This is a genomic window from Ameyamaea chiangmaiensis, assembly GCF_013376175.1.
Lineage (GTDB): Bacteria > Pseudomonadota > Alphaproteobacteria > Acetobacterales > Acetobacteraceae > Ameyamaea > Ameyamaea chiangmaiensis.
The window spans coordinates 21,388-33,340 of the sequence record NZ_JABXXR010000022.1; the positions used below are offsets into that span (position 1 = coordinate 21,388).

At 67.2% G+C, this 11,953-nt stretch carries 9 protein-coding genes; 4 read left to right on the top strand and 5 right to left on the bottom strand.

Annotated elements, in window-relative coordinates; genetic code table 11:
- Positions 1 to 63: 63 nt before the first annotated feature.
- The 4 genes from HUK82_RS05200 to HUK82_RS05215 form a co-directional block, all read right to left on the bottom strand.
- Complete coding sequence (locus HUK82_RS05200) at positions 64 to 2,370, bottom strand: xanthine dehydrogenase family protein molybdopterin-binding subunit (RefSeq protein WP_176612934.1); 2,307 nt, start codon at positions 2,368 to 2,370, stop codon at positions 64 to 66.
- Positions 2,363 to 2,863, bottom strand: coding sequence for a (2Fe-2S)-binding protein (locus tag HUK82_RS05205; protein ID WP_176612935.1), 501 nt, complete (start codon positions 2,861 to 2,863; stop codon positions 2,363 to 2,365). Before HUK82_RS05205 ends, HUK82_RS05200 begins: the two co-directional genes overlap by 8 nt.
- Positions 2,864 to 2,891: 28 nt before the next feature.
- Positions 2,892 to 4,220, bottom strand: a complete 1,329-nt coding sequence (locus tag HUK82_RS05210) for a cytochrome c (RefSeq protein ID WP_246495165.1) — start codon at positions 4,218 to 4,220, stop codon at positions 2,892 to 2,894.
- 513 nt (positions 4,221 to 4,733) lie between these two features.
- Positions 4,734 to 5,405, bottom strand: a complete 672-nt coding sequence (locus HUK82_RS05215; RefSeq protein ID WP_264802248.1) for an HAD-IA family hydrolase — start codon at positions 5,403 to 5,405, stop codon at positions 4,734 to 4,736.
- 208 nt (positions 5,406 to 5,613) lie between these two features.
- On the opposite strand from HUK82_RS05215, the gene HUK82_RS05220 reads away from it, so the two are divergent.
- Complete coding sequence (locus HUK82_RS05220) at positions 5,614 to 7,881, top strand: FUSC family protein (RefSeq protein ID WP_264802249.1); 2,268 nt, start codon at positions 5,614 to 5,616, stop codon at positions 7,879 to 7,881.
- Positions 7,882 to 7,966: 85 nt separating this feature from the next.
- Positions 7,967 to 9,286: an aspartate aminotransferase family protein gene (locus HUK82_RS05225; protein ID WP_176612938.1), complete on the top strand. Its 1,320-nt coding sequence runs from the start codon at positions 7,967 to 7,969 to the stop codon at positions 9,284 to 9,286.
- Positions 9,287 to 9,289: 3 nt separating this feature from the next.
- Here the strand turns inward: HUK82_RS05225 and HUK82_RS05230 are convergent, their stop codons facing one another.
- Complete coding sequence (locus HUK82_RS05230; RefSeq protein ID WP_176612939.1) at positions 9,290 to 10,021, bottom strand: SDR family NAD(P)-dependent oxidoreductase; 732 nt, start codon at positions 10,019 to 10,021, stop codon at positions 9,290 to 9,292.
- Between the two features lie 112 nt (positions 10,022 to 10,133).
- On the opposite strand from HUK82_RS05230, the gene HUK82_RS05235 reads away from it, so the two are divergent.
- On the top strand, positions 10,134 to 11,003 hold the full coding sequence (locus HUK82_RS05235; protein WP_176612940.1) for a hypothetical protein: 870 nt from the start codon (positions 10,134 to 10,136) through the stop codon (positions 11,001 to 11,003).
- A gap of 569 nt (positions 11,004 to 11,572) precedes the next feature.
- The coding region (locus HUK82_RS05240; protein WP_176612941.1) for a hypothetical protein at positions 11,573 to 11,953 on the top strand (381 nt) is incomplete at its 3' end.

Consider the following 11,953-nt stretch of genomic DNA (forward strand, 5'->3'; position numbering starts at 1 on the left):
GGCTGCGTGTACGATATGACATAAAATGTCACAATGGCTTGATCAGGGAGGCTGCCTTGCGGTTCAGGCCGTGGTCGTGTCGTGCAGGGCCGCCAGCACGGCTTCGGGTCTGATGGGCAGGTGCCGCAGACGCGCACCGACGGCATTGAACACTGCGTTGCCGATCGCGGGTGCAATGACGGTGACGCCCGGCTCGCCCAGTCCCATTGGCTTTTCGGTGCTGTCCGCGAATTCGATGTCCATGTCCGGAACATCGGGGATACGCAGCGGCGTGTACGTGTCGAGGTTTCGGTCCCGTATGGTGCCCCCGACGATCTCTGACCCTTCGAACAGCGCCATGCTCAGACCCCACAGGGCCGCGCCCTCGGTCTGGGCCAGTGCGCCGCCCGGATCGACGATCGTGCCAGCATCGATCACCAGCCACAGTTTCTGGCAGGTTACGACCCCGGTCTTGCGATCGACATGCACCTGTGCGGCGCCAGCGGTCCAGGTGGGCATGCCGCGCTCCTGGCCGAAACTGGTCGCAAGGCCCAGCGCGGTATCGGCGGGCAGGGTGGTGCGGCCCCAGCCGATCTTGTCGGCCAGACGCTGTAGTACGGCGGCCTGCCGCTTCGCGCCCCCGTTGGAATCCGGCGCGGAGCCGGCGTTGCGCCCCTGTGCCGTCAGCATCGACAGGCGCATCGCCAGCGGATCTTTTTTCAGGTCGTGCGCGACTTCATCGAGGAATGACTCCAGCGCCCATGGCGTCCAGCCGGCGCTGACCGAACGCAGCCAGCCGGGACGGAAGGTACGGTTGGCCAGATCGTTGCTGATGGCGCGCAACTGCATCGGCCCGACCTGATACCAATGGTCGGCACCCGCGACGGCGAACTGGTCATAGGGTTTGTTGTCCACGCCTTTCTGCATGAAGGCCGGTGCCATGACCTCGGTCGGCCAGCCCGCGACGGCGTCGTAGCGCATGCCCGTGACGTGGCCCTGCGGGTCGAGGCCGGCGCGAATGGTCTGAACGGAGGGCGAGCGGATCGAGTCGAACGCCATGTCGTCCGATCGCGTTAGGATCAGCTTGACCGGCACACCGCCCAGCGCCTTGGACGCCAGCGCGGCCGGCACGGCGTAGTCGCCGTTGAGCCGCCGTCCGAACCCACCGCCCAGCAGATAGGTCCGCATGACGATCTGTTCGGCGGGCACCGCGAGCGCCTTGGCAAGCTGCGGCAGCACAAGGGACTGCCACTGGTTGCCGGTATGGATCTCCCACTGGCCGTCGATGTGGCGGGCGATGGCGTTGACGGGTTCGAGCTGATAGTGCGCGACTGACGCGCAGGTGTAGCTGCGCTCCATGACTCGGGAGGCCTCGTGCAGCGCATCCTGCGTGCCCTTGTCGTCGAACACGTAGGTGCCGCCGTCGGGCCTGGCGATCAGCGCGTGGCCATGGGCGATGATCTCGGCCTCGGTCACCGTGTGCGTCTCGCCGGGGGACCACTCGACCTTCAGCGCGTCGGCCGCGCGGATCGCGGCCGGATAAGTGCTCGCGATCACGACGACCCAGCCGGGCACGATGCCCGAAGGATCGTCCAGCACCACATGACGCTGATAGCCGGGGATCGTACGCGCCTCGGTCTCATCGACCGACAGGACCTTCGTGCCGTACCGGGTCGGCGGCATCTTGGGCCGGGCATAGACCATGCCGTCGATCTTGACGTCGATGCCGTAGATTGCCTGCCCGGTGGTCTTGGCCGGAATGTCGAGGGCCGCGACCGGCTTGCCGATCAGGCGCCGTTCCGTCGCGGGTTTCAGCGGTAGCTTGGCCATGTCATCGGGCGTGAACTGCCGTGTGGGGCGACCACGTGCCACGATATCGCCGTAGCTGATGCTGCGGCCGTTGCCTGTCACCATGCCGTTGCGGGCAGAGCAGGCGGCCGGCGTCGTGCCCAGCAGCTTCGCACCTTCCTCGATCATCACGGTGCGGGCGGCGGCGCCGGCCTGACGGAACACGTCCCACGTCATCCACACCGACCAGGAGCCGCCGGTGACCATCAGGCCCCATTTCGGGTCGGTGTCGACCTGCGTGATCTTCACCTTGTCCCAGTCGGCTTCCATTTCGTCGGCGATGATGCGGGCAAGCGCGGTACCGACGTGCTGGCCCATCTCGGCGCGGATGATGTTCACGTTGACGGTGCCGTCGGGACCGATCGCGCACCAGATCGTGGGCTCGAACAGTCCGCCGGGAACGGCGGAGGGATAGGTCTGGGCGGCGCTGGCCGGCCGGGCGAACCCGAACACGAAACCAGCGCCTCCGGCGGTCAGCAGGAAGCCGCGACGCGACAGCGCGCGACCATCCTGTCGGGCGGCGATGCGTTCGAGTTTACCCATGGGTCGCGTCTCCGCCCGTCTGTTCGCCGGGCTGGCCGGCGGCCTGTGCCGCGGCCTGCTTGATGGCCTTGCGGATGCGGATATAGGTCATGCAGCGGCACAGGCTGCCGCCCATGACGCCGTCGATCTCGTCATCCGTGGGGTGGGGATAGTCCTTCAGCAGGCTCGCGGCCTGCATGATCTGTCCGGACTGGCAGTAGCCGCACTGGGGCACCTGGATATCGCGCCAGGCGACCTGCACCGGGTGCTCCCCCGCGGGATCGAGGCCTTCGATCGTGGTGACGGCCGCCCCCTCGATCGAGGACAGCGGCGTGATGCACGACCGGGTGGCGCGACCGCCGACATGGACGGTGCAGGCTCCGCACTCGCCGATACCGCAGCCGAACTTGGTGCCGGTGAGGTCGAGATCGTCGCGCAGCACCCACAGCAGCGGGGTATCGCCGGGTGCCTCGACCGAGACGGGTTTGCCGTTGAGTTCAAACGTCGTTTTCATAGTGGTATCCCCTGCGTGCGCGGCCGGATCAGTGCGAGGCATTGATCGGCGGGGTTTTCAGGGTGGCGCGCATCGCGGCGGCCTTTTTCTCGAGATCGGTCCAGGGCGGCCGGGTGGTGCGGGTGCGACGCAGATAGGCCGCGATCCGCGCCATGTCGGCATCGCTCAGACCGGCATAGAAGCTCGGCATCGCAATGCCGTCCTGTCCCTCGGCGGCCCCGATCCCGTGCAGCATGACCATGAACAGGTTGTTCGGCTCATCCAGCCACAGCGCGTTGTTCAGCGCGAGCTCCGGCCGCCCGGACACGGGGGCGGGCGCGGCGTTGTAGTGGCACGCGGCGCAGGCACCCTGATACAGGCGCGCGTCCGGGTCGGTCTGCGGGCCGGTCAAATCGATTTTCGACTGGGCCATGGCGACGGCGATGGCGGCCTGATCCTGTCCGGCGCGGGCGGCGGCGTGATCGAGATCGGCATAATAGTGCGCGATCGCCCGGACGTCGGATTCCGGCAACTGGCTGAGGAACTGGTGCGGAACCGGCGCCATCGGACCGGCGGCCGAGCCATGGAGCGGGGCGACGCCGTGACGCAGGTAGGCGAACAGCTCGTCCTCGGTCCAGACGACCGGCGTCGGGTTGTGGTCGTTCAGCGGCGGGGCGATCCAGCCGTCGATGACCGCGCCATCATAGGCGTGGCTGGCTTTCTCCGCGCCCAGCAGGTTGCGCGGGGTGTGGCAGGAGCCGCAATGCGCGTCGCCCTCGGCCAGATACGCGCCACGGTTCCACTGGGTGTCGTGGTTCGGGTCGGGCCTGAACCGTCCGGGCGTGAAGAACATCAGTTTCCAGCCGGCCTGCAGCAGGCGGATGCTGAACGGGAACGGCACGGTGTTGGCACGATGTTCCATATGCACCGGCGCGCGCGTCATCAGATAGGCGTAGAGATCGGCAACGTCCTGATCGCTGACCTTGGTGAAATGGTCGAACGGGAAGGCGGGATAGAGATGGCTGCCGTCGCGCGAGACGCCGCGATTCATGGCGCGCTTGAACGCGGCCTCGGACCAGTGACCGATGCCTGTTTCGGGGTCGGGCGTGATATTGGGCGAGTAGATGGCGCCGAACGGCGTCTCCATCGCGTAGTCACCGGCCAATGCCGGACCGCCGCCGCGATCCTGGCGCGTGTGACACTCCGCGCAGTATCCCGCTGCCGCGACCAGCGCACCGCGCCGCACGGCCTCGTCGGAGAAGGACGAGGCGGCGGGTTTGGCGATCGGAGCAATGGACGGATACCAGGCGTAGGCGAGGAAGCCGCCGCCCCCCACGACACCCGCGAGAATGGCCGCGCCGACCGCGCGCTTGAGCAGGGTGAAAGCACCCCGATGTCGAGAAGACGTATCGTTCACCATGATGCACCCGACATGGCAGATCGATCCGATAGTGACAATCAGGTGATCGCGCGCCGAAAGCGGCGAATAAAGCGCGTGTCGGCTATGATGCTTACGTATGTCAAATAAAAGCTATGTGTATTCTGCTGATTGATACGTCATGACTATAAACGATTGAATATAGACGAGTGCCACTCGATGGATGCCGTGGGTTTGTCAGCGAGGGGCGTTCCGGTCGGTCGGATGCCGGTTCTGCTTTGTTTTGACAGGCATGTTTGCGAAGTGGCGGGTACAAGGGGTGGCTGCCCGACCCGGGGTGCGTCCGGGCCGTGCCCCGACGCGCCCTCACGCCCCGGCCGATCGAGCGGGCGCGCCCAGCCATCAGGGAAAAGCATGGCAGCCCTGCAATTGGGTGCGGGATTATAGGCTGCGTCGGCGCCCGCGTCCTTGATCTGGGTCAGTTTACGCAGACGGCGTGGGGTGCGAGCCCCGTCACGCGATCTCGACGAGGGACATCGTGCCGTCCGCGCGGGCGGCGGTGCGCAGATGCTCGTATCCGGGCACGGCCGTGAAGGGCGTGTCGACCGGATGCTGGTGGGTATGGGTGATCACCACCACCTGCGCCCCGGCGGCCTTGCCCGCCGCGATCCCGGCGGGCGCGTCCTCGAACACCACGCAGCGGCGCGGATCGACGCCCAGCCGGCGGGCGCCCAGCTCGAAACAGTCCGGGGCCGGCTTTCCCCGTGTCACGTCGTCGGCCGTGACCAGCACGTCCGGCAGCGGCAGCCCGGCCACCGCGATCCGGCGCAGGGCGAGATCGCGGGGAGCCGACGTGACGACCGCCCAGCGGTCGGGTGGCAGGCTGTGCAGGAACGCCAGTGCGCCGGGGACGGGGGCGATGCCGTCGGTGTCGGCCAGTTCCTGTTCGGTCAGCCAGCGGGCTTCGGCCTCGGGGTCGACGCCGGGCAGGTTCTGGCGACGTATCGTCTCGATCGCGCGTATGCCGTGGATGGTCGGCAGGAATGTATTGACGTCGATCCCGTGATGTCGCGCCCAGCGGGTCCAGACGCGCTCGGTGGCCAGGATGGATGTCAGGATCGTCCCGTCCATGTCAAAGAGGAAAGCGTCCACGGGCGTATCGGGAAACAGCGGGCGTTCGGTCACATCGGGCTCCTGGCGCGTGCGGGGACGATGGCTGTCGGACCAATTCGTTTCCCGGACAGCAGTTATGTAGGGGGGAGCGTAACCGCGAAGTGAGCGAACTGCTAGGATTTTGGCCGATGAAACGGAACTGTAGCGGTGACGGGCACAACGCCATGACCGGGTGCAAGGCCCGGAGCGCGGGCGAGAGCCGGTCGCCATGGGCCCGCCGGTGAACGAAATTCCGCTCGCGGTCCAGCCGGTCGTCATGCGCGTGCGCCGGGCGTGGAAAGCGCTCTGGCCCGCCGCGCCGTCGACCGATGGCTTGCGCTGGCTGTATCAGCCGGGATTGCTTAACTTCGGCTACGCGTTGCGCACGGCGATCACATCGGTGATCGCGCTGGGAATCGCGCTGTGGTGGCAACTCAGCAGCCCCCAGTGGGCGGCACTGACGGTCTGGATGGTGGCGCAGGGCGGCCGGGGCAAGAGTCTGGCCAAGGCGCGATGGCACCTGTTCGGCATGGTCGTGGGCACCATCTGTGCCGTCGCGCTGGTGGCGGCGACGCCGCAGCAGCCCTTGCTGTTCATCCTTCTGCTGGCGGCCGGGATCGGCAGTTTCTGCTTTATCGGGACGCTGCTGCCCGGGCCGCCCACCATGACCAACTACCGCATTCATGGCATGCGGGCGAGCGGCTTTACCTACGCGATCATTTCGCTCGACGGTGTCGCGGACCCGAACCATGTGTTCGAGGTCGCGATGGCACGCGCGACCTACATTCTTCTGGGCATCGTGCTGGAAACGACGGTGTCGTCGCTGTTTCAGTTCCGGTTGGAGCAGCGGGCGCATGAGCGACTGAACCACAACTTCATCACCGCCCTCTCGCAGGCCGGGCATACGCTGGGCGCGCTGCTGGGGGGCAATCTGGAGGCGTTTTCGGCCACACGGGCGCTGTTCTCCACCATTGCCGACCTGACCGACCAGGTCGAATTCGCCGAGGTGGAACTGGGCCGCAACCGTGGGCACGAGGGCGACCATGCGCGTGCGGCGATGGGCTGGGTCGCCGACCTGATGTCACGCGGTCTCGCTATCGCCGCGCTGATCCGCTCGGGCGCGGACCCTCACGATGCGGACTTCGCGCCTCTGGCCACGCGCGCCCGTGCCCTGATGGCGCGCATGGCCGACGCCCTGTCCGTCGGCGACGGACGCGGGATACTGGCCGACGTCGGGGTCCTGCGCGGTGACTGCGCCAGCGCGATAGAACGATCGTTCCTGAACGAGTGGCACCACGGCGCGGTGGCGACCGGCGTCGCCGGTCCCGGTGCGCTGGACGCCGACCCCGTGAGCGAAAGCGCGCATGTCAACCAGCGCATGCTGCTCTCGGCGCTGGGCGAGATGCTGGCGGCCCTGGGTGAGGCCGTGACCCAGTTCCAGAAGACGCAGTATCCGATCGCCCATGACCATTTCCACGAACCGATCCGCACGTTCCGCGACTGGCGGCAGGCTGGGGGCAACAGCCTGCGCGCGGCACTGACCGTCTTTGGCGCGGGGGTGATCTGGATCGCGACGGCGTGGCCGCAGGGCCTGTTCTTCCTGATGTTCGTCTCGATCATCTGCAGCCTGTTCTCGACGCTCGAGCAGCCCGCCGTGGCGTCGCGCGGATTCCTGATCGGCTCGCTTCTGGCCGCTGTCGGGGGCGGCGTGCTGGGGTTGTGGCTGCTCGCCGGTCCGTCGGATTTCGAGCTGCTGGCGTATTTCCTCGGGATTGGGACGCTGTTCGGCGGCATGGCGTTTGCATCCCCGCCGCTGGCGCTGATCGCGGTGGCCTACAACCTGTTCCTGCCGATCCTGATTGCGCCGAGCAACCAGACCAAGGTCGACGAAATCATATATTTCAACACCGCCTTGCCGCTGGCCCTCGGCATCGCCTATGCGATGGTCGCCTTTCGCGTGGTGCTGCCGCTGGACCCGACGGCGCTGCGCTGGAGCATGCGGGCGGAAATCCTGCGCAGTCTGCGCGGTCTGGCGCGCAGGCGCCACCCGGACGCGGGCAACGACGTCGTGGCCCGCGGCGTGGACCGGTTCGTGCGGTTGCTGCGCAACGGGACGGGCGCGCCGGAGCCGGTCATCGACGCGTATCTGAAGGGCATCCTGTCGTCGATGACGATCGCGCTGAATGTCCGCCGTCTGCGCCAGATCATGGCGTCCGGCGCCCTGCCGGAGCACAGCCAGCAGTCGCTGGTCGGCATGATGGAGCGGATGGCGCAGTTCAGTGGCCGGTTCGGCGGCCACTACGGGCGCACCGTGCGCGCGACCCGGCAGGCGATCGCGGCCCTGCGCTACAGTGCGGCCGGGCAGACCGATCTGCACGTGCACATGGACCTGAACCGGGCACTGTCGTGCCTGACGGTGATCGCCTGCGAACTGGACCTGAACCGGGCGTTCTTTGATGCCAAGCGCGCCTACCTCGATCTTGGAGACACGGCAACGCCGGCGGCTTGAAGTGCTGCCAGGGCCCGCGGCCGCTTGGCGGTGCGGACAATGTGTGTGAGTGTTGCGGGATCGTCACGATCATCAGGCCCCACCAATGCCCGACGCCCCGTCCGTCGACTTTGCCCCCCGTTCGCGGGCTCTCTACGAGCGTGCGTGTCGCGTCATGCCGGGTGGCAACACGCGCACGACGGTCTTCTACGACCCGTTTCCGCTCTATCTGGTGCAAGGGGCAGGGTGCCGGGTGACGGATGCAGACGGCCGGGTCTATCTGGACGTGATCAATAATTTCACCGCGATGATCCATGGGCACGCGCATCCGGCGGTCACCGCCGCCGCTGCGGCGCAGATAGCCCGGGGTACCGCGTTCGGCGCACCGACGCCCGCCGAGATCGAGCTTGCGGAACTGCTGGTAGATCGCATCGCCTCTGTCGAGCAGATACGCTTCACCAATTCTGGCACGGAAGCGGTCATGACCGCCGTCAAGGCCGCCCGTGCGTTCACCGGCCGATCGCGCATCCTGAAGATCGAGGGCGCGTATCATGGCTCGTACGATCTGGTGGAAGTAAGCCTGGATACGCCGCCGGAGCGTTGGACGTCGCCCGCGCCGTCCGTGGCGTACGTGCGCGGCACGCCGCAAAGCATGCTGGACGAAGTGATCGTGGTGCCGATGAACGATCTTGCGGCAGCGCGGACGGCGTTTGCCTTGTATGGTGAAACGATCGCGGCCGTTCTGATCGATCCGATGCCAAATCGCGCCGGACTCGTGCCAGCCGGGATGGCGTTCCTCGACGGACTGGCCACCCTTGCCCATGCGCATGGCGCCCTGACGGTCCTGGACGAGGTGATCACGTTGCGCCTCGGCCATGGGGGCGCGCAGGGGCGGCTGGGCTTGCGGCCGGACCTGACGGCCATGGGCAAGATCATCGGCGGGGGGTTTGCGGTCGGGGCGCTTGGCGGTCGCGCCGATGTGATGGCGGTGTTCGATCCGCGCGGTCGGCGGCCGGTCCTGCCGCATGGCGGCACGTTCTCGGCCAATCCGGTCACGATGTCCGCCGGTCTGGCAGCGATGACCCTGTTGACGCCGGAGTCGTTCGCGCGTCTCGACGTCATGGGAGAGCGGGTGAAGGCGGCGGTGAATGCGTCCTTCATGCGTACCGGCCTGCCCGGGCGCTGCGTCGGGTGCGGATCGCTGCTGAAAGTGCATTTCAGCGCAGAGGCGGGCGACGATTATCGCGGCGCCTATGCCGACCCCACGGCCCGTGCGCGGCTGGCCGCGTTTCATCGCGGCCTGCTGGAGCGGGGCGTGATGATCGCGGCCTATGGCCTCATGGCGCTGTCCACCCCGATGACGGACGCCGATATCGACATCCTGATCGAAGCGGTAGACGCGACACTGACGGCAATCGCGGACTGAGGTTCAGGCCAGAAGGCCGCCATCGACGGGAAACGCCGCGCCGGTGATGTAGCTTGCATCGGGGCTGGCCAGAAACGCGACCGCGCGCGCGATGTCCCGCACCACGCCGTATGCGCCTGTGGCCGTGAAGGCCGCCAGCGCCTTGGCACCTTCGGTGTTGGCCGGGTTCATGTCCGTATTGATCGGCCCCGGTTCGACCACATTGATCGTGATCCCCTTGGGGCCGAGGTCGCGTGCGGCTCCCTGCGCGAACCCGCGCAGCCCAGCTTTGCTCGCGGCATACAGCGACAGGCCGGCAAACGGCGCGCGCCCCGCGAAGGCGGAGCCCATCAGAATGATGCGGCCGCCGCGTTCCATGTGCTGCACGGCCTCGTGCGTCTCGACCATCACGGCGCGCAGGTTCAGGTTCAGCGCACGGTCGATGTCCTCCACCCCCGCGTCCGCGATGCTCTTGGCGTCGAACATTCCGGCATTGCACACCAGAACGTCGATCCGCCCGAACGCCTTGATCGCACCGGCGATCACGGCGCGGTTGCCGTCGGTCGTGGCGCCGTCCGCCTGCACGGCCACGGCCCGACGACCGGTCGCCTCCACCCGGCGGCACAGATCCTCCGCCGCGCCGGCGCCCCGGACATAGGTGATGACGAGGTCAAAGCCGTCGGCCGCGAGCTGTTCGGCAACGGCCGCGCCGATGCCACGGCTTCCACCGGTTACGACGGCAACACGTTGAGTCATGGTCATGATCCTTCTGCAAGGCGGCACCGGGGTGCGAACACAGCCCTATTAATTGCTAAAGTGCACACAGTAGCAGATCATGCGATCGGCAGGACAGCGATGGGGGGCATGCGTGACGGGACTGCTGAGACGCGTGTGGCAGCGGCGCGTGCGCCCGCGATCGGCCGGCGTGTTCGTCACGCATGTGCGCGGCGCGGCTGTCGAACGACATTTTCAGCGGCTGCTGCGTGAGAGCGGCCATCTGATCGACTGGCATTTTGTGCTCAATGACGGGGACATGCCCGCGCCACAGACGGATCTGCCGGTCGCGCCACCGGAACGCATCATGCCCGCGCGCTACGCCCAGATGCTTGCCAATGGCGGGATCATGAACGGGTTGGGCGACACGATGTTCATGCCCTGCGCGCTGGCCGCCGCGCGGCGGTTTGTCTGGGTCATGGAATACGACGTCGATTACGCGGGCCACTGGGCGGAGTTTTTCGCGCCGTTCGCCACGGATACGACCGATCTTCTGACCACGACCGTCACCAGCCCGGACAGCGAGCCGGGCTGGCATCACTGGACGACCGCCCGCACCCCCGCGTCGGTCGCACGTACACAGTGGCGGCGTGGGTTTCACCCGATCATGCGCGCGTCGCGCCGCCTGATCGAACGGTATTGCGCGGCGGCGTCCGATCCCGCGTGGGGTGGGCACCACGAGTTCGTTCTGCCCACCGTGACCGTCGCCTCAGGCCTGTCGTTGCGCGATCTGCGTGACGGGGCGACCAGCGGGCGCAGCCATGTACCCACCTATCGCAATACGCCCGGAGACACGTTGCTGCGCCCGGGCACCTTCATCTGGCGTCCCGCGCGCACGGCTTATTTCCACGAGGCCCCCGACACGTTCGAAGAGCGTGCGCGGCTTTATCATCCCATCAAGACCGACCATGACGGCTGGGACGTCGCGTTCAACGCGCGCCGTGCCGCACGGGCGGGCGCGTGACCGGGGAGGCGCGATCGCTTTCTTGTGTCGCCACGTCTCTCGGGCTGTTTCAGGCCGCGGCGGCCGTGTGGGGCGCGCCGCAGAGACCGAGCTGCTGCTGATCGACGGTCCGTTCCTCGTGGCGGCATTCGACAGCACCCCTGATCGCGACAGTGGCGCCGCCCTCTTTGACGCCGCGGTATTCACCGTCATGATCTGCACGGCGTTCATCGGTGTGCCCCGTGTCGTGATCATGGATGAACCCTGTAACGGTCTGAACCCTGCCGCACGTGACACACGTGAGACGCCGCTTGGACGATGGGCCAGGGCAATCTTGTCCTTGTCTCGACACAGGATGCATCCCTCCTTGCCGATCGCACGGTGTCGACGATTCACATGGACAGAATCGCGCGTCCGGGACAGGTCTTGCGCATCGGCCGGGAGGGACGGTGCACCTTCGGCCCGCGTATCAAAGAGCGACGGACAGAGGGTGAAAGCTTGTCAGCACGGCCCCCCTGCGACATGGTGTGCGCCGTTCAGCCCCCCGGTGTGTGGGGCCGAAATGTCGTGTTGATCGGGGGCCGACGACCGTGAAGAAGAGCGTTCTGACCATTCTTGCCCTGCTGATCGCGATGCCGGCGGCACGCGCGCAGGAGGATGGCGGTGACAACGCGATGCTCAGCCGGCTGCTCCAGCGCTATCTTGCGGTTCTGCAGACCAGCCCGGACGAGGCTAGCCCGGCCTGTATCGATGCACTCAAGGAGATGCACAAGACGCAGGATCAGGTGACGGCGGAAGAGGGACGCACGAAGGATCAGGATCTGGAGGTCGCGCGCGACGTTCTGGCATCCGACACCGAAGACGCGACCCAGATTTGCGGCGCGGACGCGCACCGTCTGTGCGACGGCGGCAAGCAGAGCCCGGCTCTGGTCGCCGCCTGTCAGGCCCTGCGCGCCGGGCGCCCGGGGCAC

Coding starts and splice junctions, on each gene's coding strand:
- HUK82_RS05200 (WP_176612934.1), bottom strand. CDS start 2,370: ATGGGTAAACTCGAACGCATCGCCGCCCGACAGGATGGTCGCGCGCTG.
- HUK82_RS05205 (WP_176612935.1), bottom strand. CDS start 2,863: ATGAAAACGACGTTTGAACTCAACGGCAAACCCGTCTCGGTCGAGGCA.
- HUK82_RS05225 (WP_176612938.1), top strand. CDS start 7,967: ATGCCCGACGCCCCGTCCGTCGACTTTGCCCCCCGTTCGCGGGCTCTC.
- HUK82_RS05230 (WP_176612939.1), bottom strand. CDS start 10,021: ATGACTCAACGTGTTGCCGTCGTAACCGGTGGAAGCCGTGGCATCGGC.